This is a genomic window from Lysinibacillus fusiformis, assembly GCF_003049525.1.
Classification (GTDB): Bacteria; Bacillota; Bacilli; order Bacillales_A; family Planococcaceae; genus Lysinibacillus; species Lysinibacillus fusiformis.
This window is the reverse complement of the sequence record NZ_PYWL01000011.1, coordinates 41930-65646: the sequence shown is the minus strand read 5'-3', so window position 1 is coordinate 65646 and position 23717 is coordinate 41930. Positions and strand designations below refer to the sequence as shown.

The 23717-nt window shown below is 39.6% G+C and carries 23 protein-coding genes, 1 pseudogene and 1 riboswitch; of the genes and pseudogenes, 19 read left to right on the top strand and 5 right to left on the bottom strand.

Annotation, left to right across the window (positions count from 1 at the left end; all coding sequences use genetic code 11):
* The first annotated feature begins 113 nt into the window (after positions 1–113).
* The 16 genes and pseudogenes from C9J29_RS24770 to panF all read left to right on the top strand — a co-directional run bounded on the left by C9J29_RS24770 (position 114) and on the right by panF (position 16720).
* Complete coding sequence (locus C9J29_RS24770; RefSeq protein WP_237068878.1) at positions 114–1751, top strand: winged helix-turn-helix domain-containing protein; 1638 nt, start codon at positions 114–116, stop codon at positions 1749–1751.
* Positions 1658–3301: an AfsR/SARP family transcriptional regulator gene (locus tag C9J29_RS24765; RefSeq protein WP_237068877.1), complete on the top strand. Its 1644-nt coding sequence runs from the start codon at positions 1658–1660 to the stop codon at positions 3299–3301. The genes C9J29_RS24770 and C9J29_RS24765 overlap by 94 nt, the downstream gene beginning before the upstream one ends.
* A gap of 96 nt (positions 3302–3397) precedes the next feature.
* The gene (locus C9J29_RS19210; protein ID WP_089987391.1) at positions 3398–4234 is read left to right on the top strand and encodes an alpha/beta fold hydrolase; all 837 of its coding nucleotides are present in this window, start codon (positions 3398–3400) and stop codon (positions 4232–4234) included.
* Entirely contained in the window at positions 4227–4778 is a 552-nt protein-coding gene (locus tag C9J29_RS19205) for a GNAT family N-acetyltransferase (protein WP_107922619.1), read from the top strand. Before C9J29_RS19210 ends, C9J29_RS19205 begins: the two co-directional genes overlap by 8 nt.
* Before the next feature lie 91 nt (positions 4779–4869).
* On the top strand, positions 4870–5286 hold the full coding sequence (locus tag C9J29_RS19200; protein ID WP_328005606.1) for a GNAT family N-acetyltransferase: 417 nt from the start codon (positions 4870–4872) through the stop codon (positions 5284–5286).
* A 611-nt stretch (positions 5287–5897) separates the two neighbouring features.
* Positions 5898–7136 (top strand): substrate-binding domain-containing protein, encoded by a 1239-nt coding sequence (locus C9J29_RS19195; protein ID WP_107922618.1) that lies wholly within the window; start codon positions 5898–5900, stop codon positions 7134–7136.
* A gap of 59 nt (positions 7137–7195) precedes the next feature.
* Positions 7196–7972 (top strand): ABC transporter ATP-binding protein, encoded by a 777-nt coding sequence (locus tag C9J29_RS19190; RefSeq protein ID WP_025116332.1) that lies wholly within the window; start codon positions 7196–7198, stop codon positions 7970–7972.
* A complete protein-coding gene (locus C9J29_RS19185; protein WP_008178717.1) occupies positions 7947–8654 on the top strand; it encodes an ABC transporter ATP-binding protein in 708 nt (235 codons plus the stop codon). Before C9J29_RS19190 ends, C9J29_RS19185 begins: the two co-directional genes overlap by 26 nt.
* Positions 8655–8669: 15 nt before the next feature.
* On the top strand, positions 8670–9542 hold the full coding sequence (locus C9J29_RS19180) for a branched-chain amino acid ABC transporter permease (protein WP_107922617.1): 873 nt from the start codon (positions 8670–8672) through the stop codon (positions 9540–9542).
* Positions 9539–10555 (top strand): branched-chain amino acid ABC transporter permease, encoded by a 1017-nt coding sequence (locus C9J29_RS19175; protein ID WP_008178720.1) that lies wholly within the window; start codon positions 9539–9541, stop codon positions 10553–10555. The genes C9J29_RS19180 and C9J29_RS19175 overlap by 4 nt, the downstream gene beginning before the upstream one ends.
* Positions 10552–11556 carry a 3-oxoacyl-ACP synthase gene (locus C9J29_RS19170; RefSeq protein ID WP_008178722.1) on the top strand — a complete coding sequence of 335 codons (1005 nt, stop codon included), beginning with the start codon at positions 10552–10554 and terminating at the stop codon, positions 11554–11556. The genes C9J29_RS19175 and C9J29_RS19170 overlap by 4 nt, the downstream gene beginning before the upstream one ends.
* Before the next feature lie 12 nt (positions 11557–11568).
* Positions 11569–12480: an intracellular short-chain-length polyhydroxyalkanoate depolymerase gene (phaZ, locus tag C9J29_RS19165; protein ID WP_107922616.1), complete on the top strand. Its 912-nt coding sequence runs from the start codon at positions 11569–11571 to the stop codon at positions 12478–12480.
* Positions 12464–13196 (top strand): annotated as a pseudogene (fabG, locus tag C9J29_RS19160) (3-oxoacyl-ACP reductase FabG). Before phaZ ends, fabG begins: the two are co-directional and overlap by 17 nt.
* Positions 13197–13211: 15 nt before the next feature.
* Entirely contained in the window at positions 13212–14690 is a 1479-nt protein-coding gene (locus C9J29_RS19155; RefSeq protein ID WP_096364643.1) for a class I adenylate-forming enzyme family protein, read from the top strand.
* 321 nt (positions 14691–15011) lie between these two features.
* Positions 15012–15275, top strand: coding sequence for a YhdT family protein (locus C9J29_RS19150; protein ID WP_008178730.1), 264 nt, complete (start codon positions 15012–15014; stop codon positions 15273–15275).
* Positions 15275–16720, top strand: coding sequence for a sodium/pantothenate symporter (gene panF, locus C9J29_RS19145; protein ID WP_089987197.1), 1446 nt, complete (start codon positions 15275–15277; stop codon positions 16718–16720). The genes C9J29_RS19150 and panF overlap by 1 nt, the downstream gene beginning before the upstream one ends.
* Positions 16721–16764: 44 nt before the next feature.
* Here the strand turns inward: panF and C9J29_RS19140 are convergent, their stop codons facing one another.
* Positions 16765–17535 carry a TSUP family transporter gene (locus C9J29_RS19140; protein WP_090002692.1) on the bottom strand — a complete coding sequence of 257 codons (771 nt, stop codon included), beginning with the start codon at positions 17533–17535 and terminating at the stop codon, positions 16765–16767.
* Positions 17536–17661: 126 nt separating this feature from the next.
* Between C9J29_RS19140 and C9J29_RS19135 the strand changes: the two genes are divergently transcribed.
* Entirely contained in the window at positions 17662–18444 is a 783-nt protein-coding gene (locus C9J29_RS19135) for a TrmB family transcriptional regulator (protein WP_089987196.1), read from the top strand.
* A gap of 21 nt (positions 18445–18465) precedes the next feature.
* Positions 18466–18849, top strand: a complete 384-nt coding sequence (locus tag C9J29_RS19130; RefSeq protein ID WP_237068876.1) for a hypothetical protein — start codon at positions 18466–18468, stop codon at positions 18847–18849.
* Between the two features lie 47 nt (positions 18850–18896).
* Here the strand turns inward: C9J29_RS19130 and C9J29_RS19125 are convergent, their stop codons facing one another.
* Positions 18897–19268: a nucleotide excision repair endonuclease gene (locus C9J29_RS19125; RefSeq protein ID WP_008178740.1), complete on the bottom strand. Its 372-nt coding sequence runs from the start codon at positions 19266–19268 to the stop codon at positions 18897–18899.
* Between the two features lie 202 nt (positions 19269–19470).
* Positions 19471–19580: riboswitch (SAM riboswitch) on the top strand.
* Positions 19581–19678: 98 nt separating this feature from the next.
* On the opposite strand from C9J29_RS19125, the gene metA reads away from it, so the two are divergent.
* Positions 19679–20614: a homoserine O-acetyltransferase MetA gene (gene metA, locus C9J29_RS19120; protein ID WP_090002691.1), complete on the top strand. Its 936-nt coding sequence runs from the start codon at positions 19679–19681 to the stop codon at positions 20612–20614.
* 55 nt (positions 20615–20669) lie between these two features.
* Here metA and C9J29_RS19115 read toward each other — a convergent pair whose 3' ends face one another.
* The 3 genes from C9J29_RS19115 to C9J29_RS19105 are packed head-to-tail and all read right to left on the bottom strand — an operon-like array spanning position 20670 to position 23706.
* Positions 20670–22235 carry a GerAB/ArcD/ProY family transporter gene (locus C9J29_RS19115; protein WP_090002690.1) on the bottom strand — a complete coding sequence of 522 codons (1566 nt, stop codon included), beginning with the start codon at positions 22233–22235 and terminating at the stop codon, positions 20670–20672.
* Positions 22236–22268: 33 nt separating this feature from the next.
* Positions 22269–22502, bottom strand: coding sequence for a hypothetical protein (locus C9J29_RS19110; protein WP_008178745.1), 234 nt, complete (start codon positions 22500–22502; stop codon positions 22269–22271).
* Between the two features lie 4 nt (positions 22503–22506).
* Positions 22507–23706: a Ger(x)C family spore germination protein gene (locus C9J29_RS19105; RefSeq protein WP_089987195.1), complete on the bottom strand. Its 1200-nt coding sequence runs from the start codon at positions 23704–23706 to the stop codon at positions 22507–22509.
* Positions 23707–23717: the final 11 nt, after the last annotated feature.

Below are 23717 nucleotides of genomic sequence, written 5' to 3'. Positions count from 1 at the left end.
TGATAGTCGGGTATTTTATTTATTTCCATCAAAGCTATAAAAATATGGTAAACTGTCAATAATTTAATAATCTGAATTTTTGTAACCTTACACAAACGGAGGTTATCGTTTCCATGACAGATATTATCATACAATCCAAATGTATAGCACCAAATCCATCCAAGCATTGTATTAATCGAGCGTCACTGATGAGAACATTAAAAAAAAGTCATCAGCATACATGCACACTTATTCATAGTGGGGCAGGGTATGGCAAGACGACCACCCTCACTCAATTTCTGTACCACGAATCTCGACGATTTTCCTGGTACAGTATTTCTGATGAAGATGATACGATTTTACCCTTTTTGACGCATCTTTTTTTCAGTGTACAACGAATTGTGCCTAATTTTGGTCAGACATTTGATACATGGGACCAATTATCTCGCTTTCCGAAAATGGAGGAGCTCAATCGCTGGTATAAGCTGTTTGTCAATTGCTTATGTAACATGGATGAGCCGCTCCTAATTGTTATAGATGACTATCATCTCGTCGATCATGTATTTCACATAAATTATTTAATGGAGAAAATCATTGAGTTTGCGCCGCCAACTGTTCATTTCATTATCGCCTCTAGAACATTACCTAATTGGGATATTACGAGGAAATTAAAGCTACAAAAAAGATTACTTGTTATCACAGAGAAGGAGCTAGCATTTTCAAACGAGGAGATTGCTGTATTTTTTGAAGAATATGTAGATGTGCATTTATCAAGCTCTGAAGTCGCAAAGATTTTGGAAATGACAGAAGGTTGGGCTATTAGCATTTCTTTACTAGCAGAGCAATGGCATCATGCTCCCTTAGATCATTGGCTAACCATCCCGACAAATGATCTCTTCCGCTATTTGTCGGAAGAAGTTTATAGTACGATGACATCCACTGAACAAGAGGTCATCTTAAAATTGGCGATTTTTCCAAACTTTTCAGCAAAATTATTAGAGGATTTTTATGGCTCTGAACTTGCACAAATGTTGAATCCATTCACGCAACGCCACGTATTTATTCAGCCCGCTACAACAGATGGCATTTATCGATTCCACGCGTTGTTTAGTCGTTTTTTAGAAATAAAATGGCAACAGTATCCGCATCAATATAATGACCTTCATCAACAAGCTGCGTTGTTTTATGTGGATCAACATAATGTTCAAGCTGCCCTTTATCATGCCTTTAAAACGAATGATCCCAATTTTTGCGGAGAGCTCTTACAGCTCCATGCAGAGCCATTAATTCGAGCTGGTCAATTCGAATGGTTGTTAGAAAAAATCAATCGCTTTACCATACAAGAAAAAACAAAGTTTTATAAATTATATTATTTTGAGGGAGAATGCCATCGCTACCGTGCTTTTTATGAAAAAGCTAAGCAATCCTATGAGAAATGTGCAACCATTGCACAGCGGCAGCGGGATGATGTTTATGTGACAAAAGCACAAGCAGGATTAGCCCATATCTATTTAGACACAATTCAGCCAGCATTGGCAGAACCTCATTTAGAAAAAGCTTTAGAGCTCGCCAAATATACTCCCTTACCGAAGACAGAATTAGTAGAGCTCCAACGTCAATACGCTGAAAATTTAGTAAACTTAGGGAAGGCAAGGGGGCACAATTATTTATCGATAATGTGGCTTTACCAGAGGATGTTGTACAACGCGCCAATGTCGATGTACGTGTCTTACTGCGCACAGGGCAGTTGCAAGAGGCAAAAGAATTATTAGGAAAACGGCTTGAATTACCACCTCAGCTCGTCGCAACTCATCGTGAAAGTGAATTGTTAGCAGCTTTTGTCTATACATTGTTAGGGGAAGGAAAGGATGCTTGGTATGCGGCCCAGCACGGTATTCAGAGAGGTTTACGCGAAAAGTCTGTCTTCATTGAGGCTGTTGGCTATATTCGAAAAGCACATGCTTTGTTATTAATGGAGTACTCAGATTATCAAGGGGCTTGTCATGCCTATGAAAAAGCATTGACATTAATGAATACGATTAACATCTCACGGGTTAAGGCAGAACCATATATGGGACTGGCCATCGTCAAACATATGCTAGGGGATATGGAAGCTGCTAAGAAATATTTAGCGCTTGGCTTACAGGAAACGGAACAGGTCCAAGATGCTTGGATGACGGCGCTAATTCTCCTAGCAGAGGTGAAAATCAATGTTTCCCAGCATGAAACGGCACAGGCGAAGGAGTTGTTAATAAAAGCCCAGCAACTGTTTCAAGAATGTGGTGATCGTAATGGGCTGATGCATGTTTTATTTTATCAATCTGTGATTGCCTTTCAAGAGAAGTCAATCGAACAATTTCAATCTTTATTTCAACAGTTCCCCCAATCGTGCATGACAAATGGCTATCATTATTTTCTGCAAAAGAAAATGATCCTTGGCCCAAGCAATCAAATGATTTTTTATGAGCTATTACAATACAGTCAACAATGCGGTAGTGAAGAGCATGCAGCCATCGTTGGGCTGCGACAATTTTTACAGGCGGAAGATAGTATGAGCTACTCGCATGACGAAATTCAGCTCCAACTTTTCGGGAGCGTAAGCCTAATAAGGGGACAACGAAAGCTTGAAGATAAAGAGTGGCAGCGTGATAAGGCAAAGGAGTTATTCGTGTATTTGTATTGTCATCGTCATCGCTTTACACCGAAGGAAGAAATTGCACAAGCATTATGGCCTGAACGGAGCGTTGAGTCCTTGGATCGAGATTTTAAAGTGGTTTTGAATACCTTACTAAAAGTACTGGAACCACAACGACATGCCAGACAGGATAGCCTTTTTATTCAGCGGAAAAATAATATGTATCAGTTACAGCATATCTCTTTTCTTCAAATTGACGTAGAACGCTTTCATTATTACTTCCATTTAGGCATGGAGGAATTTGATCCAGAGCTGTCCAATGAATGGCTACAATTAGCTCTAGCGAGTTATACGGACGCATTATATGCGGAAAAAAAACAACTAGACTGGCTGACACAGGATCGCGAAAAACTACAGTATTTATATATTGAGGTACTTGAACGCCTAGCTCAAAACGCTACAAGACAGCAACAGTATAAAAAGACTATTGGCTACGCAGAGAGGATGGTTCGAGAGGACCCGTTATGGGAGGAAGGGTATCGTCTGCTCATGTATAGTCATTACCAACTTCAAAACCGTTCACTAGCCTTGAAATGGTATGAAAAATGCGTCCAACAATTACAGCAGGAATTGAACACTACTCCAATGGAATCAACAATGGCTGTTTATGATTTGATTATGGGGTAGAGAATGTTGGCAAAAAAAGCTTACTCAGTGTGGGGGACTCATGATTCGAACGTGAAAGAAAACTTTATTTTAGACCATATATTCGGAGGTACAACAATGCCATTTTGTCAGACTAGTAAAGCGAATATTTACTATGAAATAATCGGAACAGGAATACCTATTATTATGCTACACGGTTTTACGCCTGATCATCGGTTAATGAAGGGGTGTATGGAGCCGGTTTTTTTAGAGCAAGAGGGGTGGAAACGTATCTATTTTGACCTTCCTGGGATGGGTAAGACTACGAACTATTCATCGATTCAAAACTCAGATGAAATGTTAGAAGTGGTCAATGAATTTATACAAGCACTGATTCCCGATGAACCCTACTTGCTGGTGGGTGAATCTTATGGGGGCTATTTAGCGCGTGGAATTATGCGAAAGTCAGCTGAGCGGCTTTTAGGGGCTGCCTTTATTTGTCCTCTTATTATTCCAGAGAAGGAGCAACGTACAGTGCCAGAACATTGTGTTGTGACATCAGATTATGCCTTTTTATCAACATTAAGCCAGCAGGAGCTAGTAGATTTTCAGTCAAATCAAGTTGTTCTGAATGCTTATAATTGGAAGCGATATACAGCAGAGGTTCTAGTAGGATGTAGTATAGCAGATCATGCATTTTTAGAAAAAATTCAGCAAAGTTACAGCTTCTCTTTTGCTGTGGATGAACAGTCCTTTGCTAAACCATCCATCTTCCTATTAGGCAAACAGGATTCCGTTGTTGGTTATGAGGATGCCTTTGCGATTTTAAAAAAATTCCCTAGAGCAACCTTCGCAATAGTAGATATCGCTGGTCATAATTTGCAAATTGAACAACCTGAGTTGTTTACCAATTTAATGAGTGAATGGTTGAATCGAGTAGAGGCAGAACAAGGGAGGCATAATCAAAATGATTAAAAATAATGACTTAATACTAGCAAGTGACATGGTCATTTTACGAGAATTCATGGAACATGACTGGGCAGATGTTCATCAATATGCCTCACAAGAAATTGTCTGTCAGTATCAAATCTGGGGGCCGAATACTGAGGAGGATTCTAAAGAGTTTATTCATGATGTACTGAAAGAAGCAAAGCTGACGCCAAGAGAAAGATATGTGTTTGCCATTATTTATCAAGGAAAGCTAATAGGTGCGGTAGAGCTCATGATGAGGGATTTTACAAACAAGGTTGGAGAAATTGGGTACATCGTAAACCCTGAATACTGGGGAAAAGGCATAGCTACGGAAAGTGCTAAGTTAGTCATAACTTTCGGTTTTGAAACATTAAACCTCCACCGCATCTATGCAACATGCGACCCAAGAAATATTGGATCATCCAAAGTGTTAGAAAAAATAGGAATGACAAAAGAAGGGATTCTGCGCGAAAACTTGTTAATGAAGGATGATGTTTGGCGAGATTCATTATTGTATAGCGTATTAAAACAGGAATGGTCAAAATAGGTACCTACAAGCTAAATCGATGTTTGAGGCGGTCAACAAATGGCTAGTAAACTATCGATAGGATATGCTAAATGAATGGGGGAGCTAGTATTTGTTACTATATAAAAACAATCTAGAGGATATTTCATCTGATATGTTAAAGGGCTTTTTTGTCGATTGGCCGAACCCACCAAGCCCACAAACACATCTAAAGCTGTTGGAAAATAGCAGCAAAGTCGTTATGGCTCTTGATGAGCAATCCAATCAAATAGTTGGATTTATAACAGCCATTAGTGATGGAGTTCTATCTGCCTATATACCATTTCTTGAAGTGCTTCCTCCTTATAAAAGTAAAGGTATTGGCAAGGAATTAATCAATAGAATGCTCATTGAGCTTCAATATATATACATGATTGATCTATGTTGTGACGATGACTTAGTTCCTTTGTATGAGAAATTTGGAATGATGAAATCCAATGGTATGCTCATTAGAAATTACAGTATGCAGTCGGGAGTATCGAAAGAATAGCTCCAAAATATAAAAGACAAAAATGTTGTACTTTCAACGTTTTTGTCTTCTTTTTTTATCGGTTTGAATTTAGAACGTGGCGCTCGTCGTGTACCTCAGTTCTCAAAACGTTAATTTCAACATTTTTCTATAAAAGACTCTTTCTACTTTTGAAAGGGTCTTTTTGCATGAATAAAGTAGTCATTATAAAAAGTAATCTTTGGAGTTGTCTGAAGATTACTTAATACAATTTCTAGAAGGATATCTCTGGATTATTTTCGACTAAATGGTGGGTGGCAGAAGCGATATCCCTTTCTTGTAATTGTACGGCAAAGCGTGTGAAATTTTACTGATTGTAAAATTTCACACGCTTTTTAATTTAGAGGTGAGTTTTGACCTGCCGTTGCGCTATGCTTCACTTTCGGGACAGAAAAATACTCTGCACTTTTCGTGCAGATAAAAACCTGTTTTGTCCCTGCCGTTGCGTTTCACTTCACTTTCGGGACAGAAAAATGATCCGGTCCTCTTGGCCGGATCATTTTTTGTAACTAATTTGTAACTGGTCTTTTATATAGTGAGGTCATAGCAACGAAAGCGCTTTCTTTGGAGAGAATTTTGAAGGGGGATATGGGATGAGGAAGCATTGGTTTTGGTTTCTTTTAGTGATGGTAGCTGTGTTGTTGGTGGCTTGTAGCGAAAAAGATACGAAGGAAGAGGCTGCGGATGCAGATACTACTGATGGTGAGACGAAGGCTGTTACGGCGGAAGGGGAAACGATTAGGATTGGGGTGCTTGCTTCGTTAACAGGGGCACTTGAGTCTTATGGAAAACAAACGCAGCGTGGATTTGATTTAGGGATAAAGTATGCCACTGGGGGTACGATGGAGGTCAATGGGAAAAAAATTGAGATTATTTATGAGGATACGGAGACGAAGCCTGAGGTGGCTGTACAAAAGGCCACAAAGCTATTAGAGGATGATCAGGTTGATTTTCTAGTAGGTTCGTCAAGCTCTGGTGATACGTTGGCTGTCCTTCCACTTGCAGAGGAGTATGAAAAAATTATGGTCGTGGAGCCTGCGGTAGCAGATAGTATTACAGGGTCAGAATTTAATGAATATATTTTCCGTACAGGACGTAATTCATCACAGGATGCGTATGCTGCGGCGGCAGCTATTGCGGGAGATGGTGTGAAGATTGCAACGTTTGCGCCAGATTATTCATTTGGCTGGGACGGTGTGAATGCATTTAAGACAGCTGCAGAGAAGTTGGGAGCAGAAATTGTGCTAGAGGAGTATGCAGATCCAGCCGCAACAGACTTTACGTCGAATCTGCAAAAGGTGATGGATGCTAAGCCAGATTATTTATTTGTCGTATGGGCAGGGGCAAATTCTCCTTGGAATCAAATTGCTGATCTTAAAATTCAAGAAAAAGGCATTAAAATTTCTACGGGTGCGCCTGATATTATTGCGCTTCAATTTATGAATCCATTAGTTGGTATGGAAGGCTTCTCCGTGTACTATCATACGTTACCTCAAAATGATGTGAATAAATGGTTAGTGGAGGAGCATCAAAAACGTTTCAATGAGGTACCGGATTTATTTACACCTGGAGGTATGTCCGCAGCTATTTCGATTGTAGAGGCATTGAAGAAATCGGATGGGGATGCCGATGCCAATAAGCTAATTGATGTGATGGAAGGCATGTCATTTGAGACACCGAAAGGCACGATGACCTTCCGTGAAGAGGATCACCAAGCCCTTCAATCTATGTATTCCATTCGATTAGAAAATCAAGAAGGTGTGGATTACCCAGTACCAGTCCTTATTCGTGAGCTGAGTCCTGAGGAAACAGCCCCACCTGTTATGAATTAGCATATGGGAGGCAGAAATTCTGTCTCTCTACATAACTAGTAGAAGGGAAGGGAGTAGAGATGGAGCCTATATTACACACTGATAATTTAACAATCCGTTTTGGTGGGCATACAGCGGTGGATGGTGTCAATTTTCAAATGCCTGAAAAGCATCTGAAGTCCATTATTGGACCGAATGGTGCGGGTAAAACAACATTCTTTAATTTAATTAGTGGTGAATTAAAGCCAACTGCGGGTGATGTTTATTTTAAGGGGCAATCATTGGCACAAAAGTCGGCCATTGAAAGAACACGTATGGGTTTAGGTCGATCCTTTCAAATTACGAATGTTTTTCCAAACTTAACGGTTTTAGAAAATGTTCGTTTAGCTGTGCAGTCCAAGGAGAAAATCCGTTATCAGCTATTTCGGCACTATAAAAGCTATAAGGCGATCACTGAAAAAGCAGAAGAGCTATTAGCACTTGTGTTACTAGATAATAAACGCGACGCCCTTACAACGATGCTTTCACATGGGGAGAAAAGGAAGCTTGAGATTGCTATGCTGCTTGCGTTAGATACGGAAATTCTGTTACTGGATGAACCAACTGCTGGCATGTCTTTAGAGGAAGTACCAACCATTTTAGAAGTGATTCGCACAATAAAACAGCAGGGAAATAAGACCATTTTGCTTATTGAACACAAAATGGATATGATTTTAGATTTATCGGATTCGATAATGGTGTTGTTTAATGGTCAATTATTAGCAGATGGATCACCTGAGGAAATCATGAATAATGACACCGTACAACATGCATATTTGGGGGGATTGTACGATGAACACCTTACTGACACTAAATGAGGTTCATACGCATATCGGACAATATCACATCTTACAGGGCGTAAATTTTGAAGCGAAGGAGGGGCAGGTGACAGTATTGCTAGGTCGGAATGGTGCAGGTAAAACGACAACGCTGAAAACGATTATGGGCTTAACACCTGCCACAAAGGGAGAAATCGCCTTTCGCTCCCACTCTATTAAAAAAAGTCCTACTTACAAGGTGGCCAAATTAGGGATAGGCTATGTTCCAGAAAATCAAGGGATTTTTGCTGATTTATCGGTAGAGGAGAATATGAAGGTAGCGATGCGTAAGGAGGATACAGCGACGGTAGAGCGACAGCAATATGTGCTTGAGCTTTTTCCAGACTTAAAGAAGTTTTGGAAGAAGGCTGGCGGCCATTTATCAGGTGGCCAAAAGCAAATGCTGTCAATGGCAAGAGCTTTTATCAATGATAGTCCGTTAATTTTGATTGATGAACCGTCGAAAGGGCTAGCACCAATAGTCGTTGAAAAGGTGATGGAAGCCATTGTGGAAATGAAAAAGAAGACGTCCATTGTTCTTGTGGAACAAAACTTTATGATGGCTAGCCGAATCGGTGATACTTATACATTGATTGATGATGGCAGAACTGTACATTCAGGCAATATGAAGGAACTTATTGATAATGAAGAACTAAAACGCAAGTATTTGGGCATTGGATAAAGGGGGTGACCATCATTGGAGCTGTTTGTCAATTTAATCATTAATGGCTTGGCAACAGGCATGCTGATATTTTTACTAGCGGCAGGCTTGACGTTAATTTTCGGCTTAATGGATGTGTTAAATTTCGCGCATGGTGGGTTATTCGTTTGGGGGGCTTATGCGGGAATCTTCACCTATATGTATACGGAAAGTTTCATCGTAGGGATTATTGGTGCTATTTTAACGGGGGCATTGCTAGGATTTATCACAGAGAAATTAATTATCACACCTGTTTACGGCAATCATATTCAGCAAATTTTAATAACGTTAGGATTGATGCTTGTTTTGCAGGAGCTAATTAAAGTAGTCTTTGGCCCGAATGGTGTTGCCGTGAAAACACCAAGTTATTTATCTGGTAGCTGGGAAATTGGTGACGTTATTATCATCAAATATCGGTTATTTATTATTGTCACTGGATTTGTGATTTTTGGGATTTTCCAATATATGCTGAAGCGCACGAAGATTGGTTTAATTGTTCGGGCAGGCGTTCAAGACAAGGAAATGGCACAGGCTCTTGGTATTCATATTAAACGTGTGTTTTTATATGTTTTCATGATTGGTGCGGCACTTGCAGCACTAAGTGGCATGTTGATGGCTCCCTATTCAGGCGTAATCTATGCAGAAATGGGTATGGAATACGCTATTTTAGGCTTTATTGTGGTAGTCATTGGTGGAATGGGCAGTTTTTCCGGCTCCTTGCTGGCGGCTATTTTAGTAGGACTAGCAGGTAGCTTTATGGCTTATTATGTGCCCGTCCTATCACTTGCAGTCAATATGATATTAATGGCAATTGTATTAATCTTCCGCCCTCAAGGACTGTTTGCGTTGCGAAAGGAGCGAACATCATGAAGCCAAAAATTGCCTTACGCCATATCGCATTTTTCCTATTATTTGGGATATTTTTCATCCTTCCTTTTGTTAATGATTCAAGGACATTACTTATTTTATTAACGCAAATTTTCATTTTTGGGATACTAGCAATGAGCTATGATATTTTACTAGGTTATACAGGAATCGTGTCGTTTGGGCATGCCATGTTTTTTGGTATTGGTGCCTATACAACAGCGGTTATGCTCAAGCAGATGGAAAATACTATGGTTATTTTTGTCCTCTCCATCGTGATTGGCATGCTGTTAGCAGGACTCATTAGCTTCTTAGTAGGGCTACTGACACTTCGTTTGAAAAGTCATTTCTTTGCTATGCTGACATTAGCCTTTTCAGGGTTATTTCTAGTACTAGCTGAAAAATGGCGCACGGTTACTTACGGCAATGATGGCTTTACATTTCGAGCACCAGATATGTTTAGAGATCGTATGACGTTCTATTTTTTTGTACTCGGGAGCCTAGTTTTAATCTTTTTAGCCCTTTATCGCTTCGTTAATTCTCCGACAGGTCGAATTTTAATTGCTGTTCGTGAAAATGAACAACGGACGAAATCATTAGGCTTCAACACCTTGCATTATAAAGTCATTGCTTCAGTTGTGGCAGGCATTGTTGCGAGCTTCGCAGGTTCTTTATATGCCGTATCCCTACGCTTCGTTAATACAAGTGTAATGACGATGGATATTACACTCGATGCTTTATTAATGACCATTATTGGTGGTGTCGGCACTTTAGTGGGACCATTATTAGGGTCAGCAGTCATTGAATATGCTCAGCACACATTATCTGGATTGGCACGAGATTATCCTATTTTTGAACGTTGGATTATTTTCTTTGGCATTCTTTATATTTTAGCGGTGATCTTTTTCCCAAAGGGCCTTATTGGTACACTTCGCTTGCTCATATGGAAATGGCGAGGAAAAGTAAAGAACAGAAAAACACAGGTTGCCTTGCCGCAGGAAAAGGAGCGATTTGAATGACAGTAGGGATTGTCAGTACAGGTATTTATCTACCACAAAACAGAATGTCATCCAATGAAATTGCGGATCTTTCCAATATTCCAGAGGATATTATCCGTCAAAAAATGGGCATTCATGAAAAACCGATTCCTGGAGAGCATGATCATACCGTGCAAATGGGGATATGGGCAGCACAGGATGCCCTTAAAAAAGCACATATAGAGCCGAAAGATATTGATGTTGTTATTTATATGGGAGAGGAGCATAAGGAATATCCTTTATGGACAGCCTCCATCAAAATGCAGGAAGAGCTTGGTGCAGTCAATGCGTGGGCATTTGATGTGCAATTACGTTGTGGCACGACCATTATGGCGCTGAAGGTCGCAAAAAGCTTAATGGCCTCCGACGACACGATCAACACAATTCTCATCGCTGGTGGTTATCGCAATGTTGATTTTATCAATTATAGCAATCCACGAACACGCTTTATGTATAATTTGGCAGCTGGTGGAGGCGCTATGCTGTTACAAAAAAACTATCCAAAAAACCAGCTTTTAGAGGCGGATATCATGACAGATGGCACCTTTTCTGAGGATGTCGTCGTTCCTGTTGGTGGCACGAAAACACCATTAACACCCTCTCATTTAACAGAACATTTATATCAGTTGGATGTTCTAGATCCGATTGGCATGAAAGAACGGTTAGAACAGAAATCTTTAAGCAACTTTTTGAAGGTCATTCGTAGCTCTTTATCGAAAAGTGGATATAGGGAAGAGCAGTTACATTATTTAGCGATGCTGCATATGAAAAGATCCGCCCATGACTATATTTTAACGGAGCTTGGTCTGCAGCCCGAGCAATCTATTTATTTACAAGAATATGGGCATATTGGTCAGATTGATCAAATATTGTCCTTACAGCTTGCCTTAGAACAAAATCGAATACAAGCTGGCGATATTGTTACATTGGTTAGTGCAGGCATTGGCTATGTATGGGGGGCTATTACAATACGTTGGGGATAAGGGGGAAGTGCAATGTTAAAAACGGTTCAGTTAGCAAATGGGGAAACGATGGCCTATCGAAAACGTTCGGGTGGAGGGCATCCTTTAGTGCTGGTTCATGGGAATATGACCTCCTCTAAGCATTGGGACTTACTAATGGATGCTTTAGATGAAAAATTTACGATTTATGCGATTGATTTACGAGGTTTTGGTGGATCTTCCTACCATCAGCCTATTTCGTCCATCAGAGATTTTAGTGGGGATGTCAAATTATTTGTGGATGCTTTGCAATTACAAACCTTTGATATGATTGGCTGGTCAACGGGGGGAGCAGTCTGTCTACAGTTTGCCGCCAATTATCCAGGCTATTGTCAACGACTGATTTTACTAGCATCTGCTTCCACACGTGGCTATCCATTTTACACGGATTTAGGAACGGGCAATCCTGCCTCATTTAAGAGAGCGTATAGCTATGAAGAGGTACTTGTGGATACATCGAAAACGAAGCTTATACAGGGCTTCTATCATACGAAAAATAGAGAAGGCTTACAGTCACTGTGGAATTCTTTAATTTATATCCATCACCAGCCGAGCAAGGAAAAATATGAAGAATATGTTGAGGATATGCTGACACAGCGAAATTTAGCGGAAGTTTATCATGCACTGAATACTTTTAATATAAGTGTAGTTGATCATGAGGTGGCTAAAGGGACACACGAAGCCCTACTTCTTACTATTCCCATTTTAGTATTAAGAGGAGATCGTGATTTAGTCATTACGGAAAAAATGAATGCAGAATTGCTTCAGGATCTGGGCAAGCAGGCTCAATTTGTGGGCTTAAAAGATTGTGGGCACTCGCCATTAGTGGATGATGTCGCACAGCTGACAGCTGAAATTGAAACCTTTTTAGAAATTGGAGGGAGAAATTATGCGCTTAAACAATAAAGTCGCCATTATTACAGGTGCCGCCAATGGTATTGGCTATGCGGCTGCTGAGCGTTTTATCGAAGAAGGGGCAGTGGTTTTTATTGCTGACTATGATAACGATGCGGGGAATGCTGTAGCACAACATTTAGGTGAAAAGGCGACATTTATACAAGTGGATGTAGCGAATCGGGAGAGCGTAAAACAATTAGTGGCAACCGTCATTGAGCAAGTAGGATGTATCGATATTCTAGTGAATAATGCAGGGATTACAAGAGACGCCATGCTAACTAAGATGACGGAGGATCAATTTCAACAAGTGTTAGATGTCAATTTGACAGGTGTTTTTCACTGTACACAGGAAGTCATTCCCCATATGGTTGCGGCTGGGAGTGGCAAAAATTATTAATACATCCTCTGTAAGTGGTGTCTATGGCAATGTTGGTCAAACGAATTATGCAGCCACAAAAGCGGCGATTGTAGGAATGACTAAAACATGGGCAAAGGAATTAGGGCGGAAAGGGATTAATGTCAATGCGGTTGCTCCTGGCTTTACAGAAACCGATATGGTAAAGAAAATGCCTGAAAATATCCTTGCTCAAATGCGATCGATCGTCCCATTGCAGCGTTTAGGCACACCTCGCGATATTGCTAATGCTTACTTGTTTTTAGCATCTGATGAAGCCTCCTACGTCCATGGTCATACACTTCATGTGGATGGCGCCATTATGATGTGACGGGAGGTTTTCTACATGTTTGTTGAGCACGAGTGGATTTTAAAGCGAGCTGCATTAACACCTCACCACATTGCATTGATTAATCTAGCTACAGCAGAGCAATGGACGTATCAGCAATTAAGTGAGGAAATCAGTAAATGGTGTCAATTTTTCGAGGGTCAGCAGCTATTGAAGGGAAGTAGAGTCGCAGTTTTTGCCAAAAATCATATTCAACTTTTTGCTGTTCTCTTTGCCTGTGGGCTGCGCGGACTTATTTATGTGCCGTTAAATTGGCGTTTGAGTAAGGAGGAACTAGCCCAAATTTTGGAGGATGCTACCCCTTCAATCCTCTTGTTTGAAGAGGAGGATACTTGTCCAATCGTGTTAGACAAAATGTTTTCGCTGCATAGTATCCAGCAACAGAAGAAAGGGAGCGTTAATAAGCAAACTATGGAAGTAGATGATCCTTGGCTCATGATTTATACAGGGGGGACAACAGGTCGGCCAAAGGGGGTCGTGTTATCCTTTGAGTCAGTCAATTGGAATGCCATGAATACAATTATTAGCTGGGGTTTGCACGACAAAGATCGTACTTTAAATTATATGCCCATGTTTCATACAGGTGGCTTAAATGCGCTTTGTATCCCCTTACTGATGGCTGGTGGGACTGTTATTATTGGTGATAAATTCGAAGCGGAGGCAGCACTGCGAGCTACAAACCAATATGAAACAACAATCTCACTTTTTGTCCCAACGATGTATCAAGCAATGATTGCCTCGAAATATTTTCAGGAAAATCAATTTCCTTCGATGAAAGTATTTTTATCAGGTGGTGCCCCATGTCCTCATCCAATTTACGATGCATTTTATAGGAAAGGGTTATTTTTTAAAGAGGGCTACGGCTTGACGGAGGCAGGACCTAATAACTTTTTCATTGCTCGCGAGGATGCCTATGCCAAAAAAGGAGCCGTTGGGAAAAGCATGCAATTCATTGAAGCTAAAATCATCAAACCGACTGGACATAATTGTGCACCTCGTGAAGTGGGGGAGCTATTAGTAAAAGGCAAGCATATGTTTCGTTTCTATTGGAATAACAAGGAGGAAACGGCCAGTATTATGCAAGATGGTTGGTTAAAAACGGGCGATCTAGCTATGATGGATGAGGATGGCGATTTCTTTATTGTTGGACGTAGAAAAGAAATGATCATCTCTGGTGGTGAAAATGTTTATCCTCAGGAAGTCGAACAGTGTATATTACAGCACCCTGATGTACAGGAGGTTGCCGTAATTGGCATAGCAGACGACTATTGGGGAGAGGTCGTGACAGCTTTCATTGTCTGTCACAATCAAGTAGCGACCATTTTAGATGAACTCCACGACCTGTGTCATCAACAGCTAGGTAGGTTTAAAATCCCTAAACAAATCCTTTTCTTAGAGGAATTACCGAAAACAAGCGTCGGTAAAATCGATAAAAAGGCTTTGCATATGCTTGTAGATGCTACGCCATGTGAATAAAAGTGCTCGTGTTTCTATTATCGGAATCGACAGAGCCATCAAAAATAGCGTCATTACAAGGAGAACCTATTATTTTTATTCAACATGCACAATTCTTTAGCGTTGGAACATTTTAAGTTTGGGAAAAGCTCCAATAAAAATTGACTTTGCATATAACCTTCGTCTCATGTAATAGGCGAAGGTTATTGCGCTTTTAAGACTGATAATCGTGCAAGAACCTCTGTTTATCGTTGTTTAGTTCTTGTTACCGCTTATTTTTTCACATCTCTTCCCATCAGACCAACATATCAGTAAAATAGAGTAGGTTAGGGGGATTGTCTTGTGAAAGATCAACGCTTTAAAATTGCGCATCGAGAGGCGCTTATTGGAATTGGATTAGTCCTTGTCAACTTTGCGATTTGGTTTGGCTTTGCTTATGGACTAGGTGCAGGGGATCCCGCAAATTATTCGTATGTTTTGGGTTTTCCTGCTTGGTTTTTCTATAGCTGTATCGCAGGGACAGGCTTTATGATCCTGCTCATCTGGATCGTTATGAAGCTCTTCTTTAAAGAGGTTCCATTTGAAGATGAGGGGGAGGAGCGCTAATGCATTGGCAAGTTGTATTTCCATTGCTATTATTTTTAATTATTATTTTTGGAATTGGTTTGTGGGCCAATAAACATGTCCGCTCTTCTAACTCGTTTCTACAGGAGTATTTCCTTGGTGGTCGAGAAATGGGTGGATTTATCCTAGCGATGACAATGATAGCTACATATGGTAGTGCGAGTAGCTTTATCGGAGGGCCAGGAGTAGCTTATACGAAAGGGCTGGGCTGGGTGCTACTTGCCATGGCACAGCTACCTGCTGGCTATTTTGTCCTGATGATTTTAGGGAAAAAATTTGCGATTATTGCTCGTCGTTACCAAGCTATTACGCTTATCGACTTTTTACGAGAACGCTATAAAAGCCATGTCATTGTCATTCTGTCTGCTATTAGTATTATTGTCTTTTTATTTTCAGCGATGATGGCGCAGTGGGTAGGAGGAGCCCGTTTAATTGAGTCTTTAACAGGCTTACATTATACGGCGGCACTGTTTATATTTGCGATTTCAGTTTTAGTGTATGTTATTATTGGTGGCTTCCGAGCAGTTGCTTTAACGGATACTGTACAGGGCTCCATCATGGTTATCGGAACTGTCATTTTATTAATCGGTACTATTATTGCAGGTGGAGGCATCGATAAAATTATGACCTCGTTGGTCGCAGAGAATCCCAATTTCGTATCTCCATTTGGAGCAGAAGGGGATTTAACACCTCTGTATGTTTCAACATTTTGGATATTAATTGGTGTGGGGGTGGTCGGTCTTCCGCAAATCGCCGTGCGTGCGATGAGTTATAAGGATTCTAAAAGTATGCACTTAGCGATCATTATAGGCACGATTGCCATCGGGACGATCATGTTTGGGATGCATCTAATTGGTGTGTTAGCACGACCTGTCCTACCTGGCATCGATATTGGTGATAAAGTCATGCCACTCTTAACATTGAAGGTACTGCCGCCATTTTTAGCAGGGATTGTCTTAGCAGCACCAATGGCCGCTACCATGTCTACTGTCAATGCACTGCTCATGCTAGTAAGCTCTACGGTTGTCAAAGACATCTATTTAAATTACATGAAGCCAAAGGCAAGTGATGCAGAGATTAAGCGTGCCAGTTTTATAGTAACAACGGTCATTGGCTTAGCGGTTGTCCTCTTTGCACTCCATCCACCTGATTTATTAGTGTGGTTAAATTTATTTGCATTTGGTGGACTTGAGGCAGTCTTTATTTGGACGGTAGTTCTCGGGTTATACTGGAGGAAAGCAAACAAATATGGCGCCATTTCGTCAATGATTTCAGGTATGGCTTTGTATATTTTCATTGACAGGTTCTATCCGACCGCTTTCGGTATGCATACCGTTACGATTCCTATTATAGCTTCCTTCATTATTTTTGTAATCGTCAGTCTTGCTACTAGTCATAAATTTAAGGACGAGCATTTCCTCATATAATGTAAAACAACGCCGCAGATTTTTGACTGTGGCGTTGTTTTTATTTAATGAATCATATAATCGTAGGCATTTTTTGCAAGGAGCGTCATCGTCACAATGATAAAAAGCGTACGGACAAAGCCGCTTCCTTTTTGAATGGCCATACGAGAGCCAAGCATAGCCCCACCAATTTGAGCAACCCCCATAACTAAACCATATACATAATGGATTTGACCTAAGTAAGCAAACATACAAACACCTGCCACATTACTTGCTAAATTTAAAAATTTCGCATTTCCTGCCGCCTTTAAAAAATCAAAGCCAACAAGCAAGAAGCTAAAGATTAAAAAAGAGCCCGTTCCAGGACCAAGAAACCCGTCATAAAACCCAATAGCAAATAATAGCATCATAAATAAAAATAAGTGCGTTTTAGATAGATTTTTAACCGTTGAGACAGCGCCCCAATCCTTTTTAAAGATCGTATATATCCCAACAGCCGCCAGCATGATAAGCATTAATGGTTTTAATAGGGCTGGGTTAATTAAATGAACAGTCCAAGCACCACATAATGATCCAATGAAGGCGAGAGGGAAATATTTCAGGACAGATCGAATTTCAAGCTGACCAGAACGGTAAAAGGAAATGGACGATGTGAGTGAGCCCATCGTGCCAGCTAATTTATTGGTTGCTACTGCAGCGGCGGGATTTAAGCCAACAAACAATAAGGCTGGTAAGGAAATTAAACCACCACCTCCAACGACAGAATCGATAAATGCTGCCAAAAATCCAAAGGAAATCAATAGTATTAAAATATGTACATCCACATCAAAAACCATGCTTACACCTCTTCTTTATTAGTTACTACTGAAATAGTAACTAATTTATTCGATGCTGTAAAGCCTAATTTTTTCATTGGCAAATGTTCACAACAGTAGCCTATAATAAAAATATGGAGGGATGATATGAATGAATTAATCGCCCAATTAAAAGAACTGGGATTGACAGAATATGAGGCAAAGGCCTATACAGCACTCGTACAAAATAGTCATGTCAGTGCCTACCAAGTTAGCAAAAACTCTGGGATACCAAGAGCTAGAATCTATGACATATTAAATGGTCTTGTTGAGAAGGGATTCGTACTGAAAGAGGAAACGGCGGATCAAACGACTTATTCTTCCATTCCTGTCGAGATGTTTTTGCAGCAAGTTCAACAGCGCTGGCAATCGAATTTTACGTCGATTAGTGATCAATTAGAAAAACTAGAAACGAAAGAACAAGAAACGGAACCTAAAGTGTTAATGCTAAAAGGGAAGCAGACAATCATCAATTATTGTCAAACCTTATTAAAAAAAGCAGAGACAAAAGTCATCCTATCGATGTGGGAAGATATGTACGATGCCTTACGCGAGGATATCGAAGGGGTATCACAGCATGTGGAGGTGCATGGCATTACCTTATATGTCGGGGAGCATCTGGCATCTATCGATCAGCACAGAGCCACACACTATACGAGAAAGACTTCTACACCCCATTGGTTTATTTTATCGGTTGATGGACAAGAAATGATTTATGGTCACTCGCCGTCAAACCAGGAAACCGCTTTTATAACGAATGATCCTGTGCATATTTATTTATTAGAGGATTATGTTTGGCATGATGTTCTTATCAATCGACTAGTGAAGCGTGATGATAAAGAGCTTGAGGACTGGATTGCTAAAGAACGTAAAGCATTTTTCTTAGAGTAGCTATAAGGGAAGGGGAGCATCTTGAAAAAATGGATGTTGCCAGTATTGTTTTATGTATTATGGATTGGCGGATGTGATTCTGCACCGCTGCTAGTTCCACCTAAGATTCAGGAGCTAACCATCGTTCCTGACCATATCCAACAGCATATTATAGCTCAAGAAAGAATTCTGTTATTGTATGAAGATGACATGACGTACTATCTTGTCATGTTTTCGAAAGGAAATGTGCTAGCAAGTGTGGCAGCAAATGAAGATCGGTTAGTCATTCATTTCAAGGAAGGAAGCGAGCAAAAGAAAGAAGCTCAACCGTATGTCTATGCCATCAATAAAAACCCTGAGCTGACGATTATTGAGCTATATATTAACGGCAAAAGCATGGCGATAGATCGCATGACTATGATGTAATAAAAAAACCGAAATCCCTAAAAAAGAGATTTCGGTTTTTGTTGATATTAATAAAATACTTTATCTACATTGTATTTGGAGCGGAACGTATTAATCGCATATGTTTCATAAATTTCACGTTCCATAGGATCTTCTACTTCATAGACTTCAATTTTGAAGACCTCGTCACGATAGTTTTTCAACGGAGATACATTGTCTTCAAAATGTTTTTTAATGCGTTGACGAATTTTACGTGCTTTGCCGACAAATAATAGCTCATTCTTTTCATTATAGAATAAGAAAATGCCGCCTTTATCACGTGTGATTTTGTGGAAGTCGATGAAACCAAAGTATGGTGTAATTGGGACATCACCTGGTTTTACATCTTGTTCGCGTTGGCGAATGACTACATCTGGTTTTGGAAATTCAATATTAATCAAAGTATTCACGTTCCTCTCTATTACTAAAGATATATGGTAACATAATAGCGGCATGTTTACCATAAAATTTCATGTAGAATAACCATATACAGCAAGCTTAGTGTTTATCAAATGATTGGAGAACATGCATAGGAATAACAAAATATTCTATGAATTATTGATATTCTAACTAGTCCATGTTACAATTCAAGATAATTAAATAATCTTATCAAGAGAAGCAGAGGGATTTGGCCCGATGACGCTTCAGCAACCTCTAACAAATGTTAGAAAGGTGCTAATTCCAGCAAAGGTTTTTCCTTTGAGAGATAAGAGTGAACGTGAAAAAAATCCTTCTCATTCTATCTCATATGGAATGTGGAGGATTTTTTAATTTTTAGAAAAAGGAGCAAAAAAAGAGAGGGGAACGCAAGATGCCAATTAATATTCCGAAAAATTTACCTGCTGGAGAACATTTACGTGAGGAAAAAATCTTCGTAATGGAAGAGGACCGTGCGAGAACACAGCAAATACGTCCATTAAATATATTAATCTTAAATTTGATGCCTGAAAAAGAAAAAACGGAGCTACAATTACTACGATTACTAGGAAATACACCATTACAGGTGAATATTACTTTTTTAAACACAGCTACTCATGAATCTAAAAATGTCAGTAAATCTCATTTACAATTATTCTACACAACGTTTAACCAAATTCGTCATCGACGCTATGATGGTATGATCATTACGGGTGCGCCAGTAGAAAAAATGCCATTTGAAGACGTTAACTATTGGCAGGAAATTGCTGAAATTATGGATTGGTCCAAAAAGAATGTGACATCCGTGCTACATATATGTTGGGGGGCACAGGCCGCTTTATATCATCATTATGGAATTGGAAAGGTCGAGCTTTCTGCTAAATGCTCCGGCGTTTATTCTCATGTGATTACTGATTTAACAGTAGATTTAGTACGAGGCTTTAGTGATTTATTTACAGCCCCTCATTCTCGCTATACATCTGTCTCGATTGACGAGGTTCGCAATCATCCAGACTTACGCTTATTATCCTATTCAGAGGATGCAGGTGTATTTATCGTGCAATCCAAAGATAATAAAAACATTATGATTACTGGTCATTTAGAATATGATGCGACAACATTAGCCGATGAATACAGTCGCGATGTTGCCAAGGGCATCCATATAGACGTTCCAGTAAACTACTTCCCAAATGATGATCCAGCAAAGGCACCGATGAATACATGGCGTGCCCATACGCATTTATTGTTCTCCAACTGGTTGAACTACTACGTATACCAAGAGACACCATATGAATGGGATTTTGTGGACGAAATTGAATATCATATTTAAATAACACTAAAAAGTCTAATTTCTTCGCTAAGCAGCTTGAAGGAATTAGACTTTGTTATTCTAGATTTTTCTTGTCAGAACTCGTTTTATCCGGTGGCGCCTGGTCGTCCTGTTTGGATGTAGCGTTGCCCGCTTCAGGCTGAGTCACTTGGCTGGAATTCGACATAGCAGATTTATCTTGATTGTCTTTAGTAGAGACTGGATTATCAGTTTTTTCCTGATTGGAAACTGTATTATCTGGTTTCGCCTGATTGTCTTGAGTGCTATCTGTATTAGCATCGTTAGTCTGATTATCTTGATTGGAATCCATAGTAGCAGGTTTAGCTTGATTCTCCTGATGGGAATCCTTATTATCAGGTATCGCCTGATTCTCCTGATTGGAATTCATATTATCAGGTTTCGTCTGATTCTCCTGATTGGAATCCATATTATCAGGTTTCGTCTGATTGCCTTGATTAGAAACCGCATTACTCGCATCAGTCATTTGCCCCTGATTAGAATCCGCATGACCCATTTCAGTCGAATTACCTTGTGATTTTCGGTTACGAATAACAGCTACAATGAGTAGAAGTATGGGTAATAATATGGTGCAAACAAATGCATAAATTGGCCAAATCTCATCATTATAAATGTTGGAATGGACGATGTCTGGGTGAACAATTTGCGAAAGTCCGACCATAATAATACCCATTGGTAGGATAAGTGGACGGTGATCCTTCAATTTCATAATTTGTGCAATCCCGACAACAGTTGTATAGAAGTACATAAACGTTCGAATAAAAATGGATACAATCCACATAAAAGCCATGATAATTTCAATGCGCTGTAAAAAATTTCCGATAGAGATTCTTTGTGCTAGGGCATAGCTAGGGAAAGTTCGCGAAGCCGTGTTGGCTGGCCCTAATACTAAAATAGATAGAGTAATCAATGTTACTAGAACAAATCCACCGAGAAGCATGCCTATGTAAAATCCTTTCTTTGAGGATTGCTGGACATTGACACTAGCAGGGTAAATCATTAATAACATAACTAACGAAAAAGAAAAGACACTTACAAAGCGGATGATACTATATAAGATGGATGTTTTGGATGCTTCCATAATCGGTTGTATATTTTCAAACTTAATTTGTGGGGTGATACTTACAACAAAGAAAATAAAAATTAAGACAAACATAGGGAAAAGTATTTCTGCTGAACGAGCAAAGTTTTCTATCCCTAAATAGGTAGCATACATAATTATAATAATAAACAACAAGGCAAATGCCATAGTAGGCGTCTCTGGCATTACCTCTGTTTTCATAAAAGCACCAATAAAATACAGTAATTCTCCTCCCGCAAATAGGGTAAGAGAAAGGAAGCCCACCACTGTGATTTTTCCAAAAAAGCGACCGAGAAGTTTTTCATTTGCTTCAATAAAATTCAGTGTCGGTGTTTGGTCCCCTAACGTCACAAATAATTTCACAACAAGCAAACTAAGGACAACACCAATACTTGCAGCAATCCACGCATCTTGCTTACTAGAGCTTGCAATACTTGAAGGGATGATTAAGATGGCAGTACCGATAGAAAGGAGGAATGTGATAATTGTAAATTGTCTTGAACTAATTACTTCTTTTTCCATATAAGTGTCCTCCAATTCATGACGATGTGTCTACTATTTTGTGAGTGAAACGATAAAATCTTTAATTGGTGTAAAAATAAAGGTTATAAAATCTAGAGGACTCGGGATATTTATTTTGAGAGCAATGCCCATATTAAGCGCTGTTCCAATTAGTAATAGGATTGAAAAAACAAGAATGGTTTTGGTCTCTTGTTGCTTTTTGAGTTTCGGGATATATAGTATCGCAATAATGATTGAAATGATTAAGATGGCTATTGCTAGTACCAATCCACTATCCCTCCTTTGGCTTTTTTAATAATGAGTTTTGCATTGTGCCTAAACCTTGTGTTGTCACTTTTACATGAACATGGATTGGTAGATCAGGAAAGATATTTGGCCAATCGTTTTTGATTTTTTTCCATTGTTTAGCATCTGCACGATGTAGGGCATCACCATAGCCTAAAACATCCACTTGGTATTGCTGTTGAATTTTTTCTAATGTTTTTTCAATACGTTCATCGATGCCTTGTGCTGTTTTTTTATTGATATAATCCACCGTTTTATTTTTCGTTAGATTGATATCACATTCGACCTCTCCTACATTTTGTTCCACATTTATTTGGACATCAATTTGCGGTTTCCCATTTTTAAATGATCCCTTTACTTTTGTGGAGGATTTCGTAATCTCAGTTGAGAGTGTACCTTGCTTTGGACAGGTGACGATTTCAATCGTACTTTGTATTTTGTCACTGAGGAAACTAATACTTTTACTTTCTCCCTCTGAAAGTAAACCAATGTATTGATCTCCTTTAAAGATGGCCAATCCTGCATATTTTAACAACACAGGTGTTTTAACACGTTGGACGTTTGTTTGATCGGCCCCTAACCGTTTATCCCCATGAACTTCAATCGCAGAAATCAAAGCCCCATTGTCCTTTTCACTGAGCCTTGTGACCAATTCGTCTATATTAATAGCAATAGTAGAGCCCCAAACTTTTTCAGAAACTTTGAGGGAGTTTAAGATTTTATTAGCAGGAACTTTTTCGATAGGTGTGAGAACATTTAACACTTCCTTAGCTGTAGCCTCATAAGACATGATGACATCGAAATCCTTTCTAAACTCATGGTCTCGTGCAATTAAATCTAATGAATCACTGATTCCATCTTTAGCGAGATCTTCACCTAAAACGACTACCTGTAGATGGGCAAAATATGGCTTCCGTGCAGCAATGGTAGTCATTTTGCGGATGGCCTCAAAAATTGTTTCCCCTCTAGAATGATAGCTGACAACAGGGGAGCGCTGAGTGGAAGCTTGTCGCATGGAAACCTCACTAGGATCAACTATTTGAACGGTAATCTCATACTCATCATCTACTTTGTCTATACCAAGCGCTACAACAATGGCTAATTCATTTAATTCACGCTTACTCCAGCAACCACTTAACAGTAAAGTGAGGATGCATAGTAAGCAGATTACTTTTACTTTTGCCATATTTTATTCCT

What these genes read in the sequence shown, in the direction of transcription:
- C9J29_RS19210 (WP_089987391.1), top strand. Translation starts at nt 3,398, where the DNA reads ATGCCATTTTGTCAGACTAGTAAAGCGAATATTTACTATGAAATAATC.
- C9J29_RS19205 (WP_107922619.1), top strand. Translation starts at nt 4,227, where the DNA reads ATGATTAAAAATAATGACTTAATACTAGCAAGTGACATGGTCATTTTA.
- C9J29_RS19155 (WP_096364643.1), top strand. Translation starts at nt 13,212, where the DNA reads ATGTTTGTTGAGCACGAGTGGATTTTAAAGCGAGCTGCATTAACACCT.
- C9J29_RS24770 (WP_237068878.1), top strand. Translation starts at nt 114, where the DNA reads ATGACAGATATTATCATACAATCCAAATGTATAGCACCAAATCCATCC.
- C9J29_RS19175 (WP_008178720.1), top strand. Translation starts at nt 9,539, where the DNA reads ATGAAGCCAAAAATTGCCTTACGCCATATCGCATTTTTCCTATTATTT.
- metA (WP_090002691.1), top strand. Translation starts at nt 19,679, where the DNA reads ATGCCAATTAATATTCCGAAAAATTTACCTGCTGGAGAACATTTACGT.
- C9J29_RS19195 (WP_107922618.1), top strand. Translation starts at nt 5,898, where the DNA reads ATGAGGAAGCATTGGTTTTGGTTTCTTTTAGTGATGGTAGCTGTGTTG.
- C9J29_RS19115 (WP_090002690.1), bottom strand. Translation starts at nt 22,235, where the DNA reads ATGGAAAAAGAAGTAATTAGTTCAAGACAATTTACAATTATCACATTC.
- C9J29_RS19170 (WP_008178722.1), top strand. Translation starts at nt 10,552, where the DNA reads ATGACAGTAGGGATTGTCAGTACAGGTATTTATCTACCACAAAACAGA.
- C9J29_RS19135 (WP_089987196.1), top strand. Translation starts at nt 17,662, where the DNA reads ATGAATGAATTAATCGCCCAATTAAAAGAACTGGGATTGACAGAATAT.
- panF (WP_089987197.1), top strand. Translation starts at nt 15,275, where the DNA reads ATGCATTGGCAAGTTGTATTTCCATTGCTATTATTTTTAATTATTATT.
- C9J29_RS19105 (WP_089987195.1), bottom strand. Translation starts at nt 23,706, where the DNA reads ATGGCAAAAGTAAAAGTAATCTGCTTACTATGCATCCTCACTTTACTG.
- C9J29_RS19140 (WP_090002692.1), bottom strand. Translation starts at nt 17,535, where the DNA reads ATGGTTTTTGATGTGGATGTACATATTTTAATACTATTGATTTCCTTT.
- C9J29_RS19185 (WP_008178717.1), top strand. Translation starts at nt 7,947, where the DNA reads ATGAACACCTTACTGACACTAAATGAGGTTCATACGCATATCGGACAA.
- phaZ (WP_107922616.1), top strand. Translation starts at nt 11,569, where the DNA reads ATGTTAAAAACGGTTCAGTTAGCAAATGGGGAAACGATGGCCTATCGA.
- C9J29_RS19190 (WP_025116332.1), top strand. Translation starts at nt 7,196, where the DNA reads ATGGAGCCTATATTACACACTGATAATTTAACAATCCGTTTTGGTGGG.